Source organism: Gemella sp. 20925_1_85 (assembly GCF_041433735.1).
Classification (GTDB): Bacteria; Bacillota; Bacilli; order Staphylococcales; family Gemellaceae; genus Gemella.
Genome location: NZ_JAPWCC010000060.1, coordinates 1 through 742, shown reverse-complemented (window position 1 = coordinate 742; position 742 = coordinate 1). Strand labels below are relative to the sequence as shown.

At 48.8% G+C, this 742-nt stretch carries 1 rRNA gene; it reads right to left on the bottom strand.

What is annotated here, in order from left to right:
- A 23S ribosomal RNA gene (locus O3884_RS09000) occupies positions 1-742 on the bottom strand; the annotation flags it as partial.

Sequence of the window (742 nt, the reverse complement as noted above, 5' to 3'; positions counted from 1 at the left end):
TTTCTACCTGTTGTCCATCGGCTTCACCATTCGGCTTCACCTTAGGTCCCGACTTACCCAGAGCGGACGAGCCTTCCTCTGGAAACCTTAGTCATTCGGTGGATAGGATTCTCACCTATCTTTCGCTACTCACACCGGCATTCTCACTTCTAACCTCTCCACCTCGCCTTACAGCTCGGCTTCTACGATGTTAGAACGCTCTCCTACCATATAACATTAGTTATATCCGCAGCTTCGGTTGTATGTTTAGCCCCGGTACATTTTCGGCGCGATGTCACTCGACCAGTGAGCTATTACGCACTCTTTAAATGGTGGCTGCTTCTAAGCCAACATCCTGGTTGTCTGTGCATCATCACATCCTTTTCCACTTAACATACAATTTGGGACCTTAGCTGGCGGTCTGGGCTGTTTCCCTTTCGACTACGAACCTTATCACCCGCAGTCTGACTCCCGTTGATATTTATCTGGCATTCGGAGTTTGTCTGAATTCGGTAACCCGGGATGGGCCCCTAGTCCAAACAGTGCTCTACCTCCAGTAAACTCACAACGAGGCTAGCCCTAAAGCTATTTCGGAGAGAACCAGCTATTTCCAAGTTCGATTGGAATTTCTCCGCTACCCACAGCTCATCCAAACACTTTTCAACGTGTCCTGGTTCGGTCCTCCATTCAGTGTTACCTAAACTTCAACCTGGCCATGGGTAGATCACTTGGTTTCGGGTCTACTCCATCATACTATTTCGCC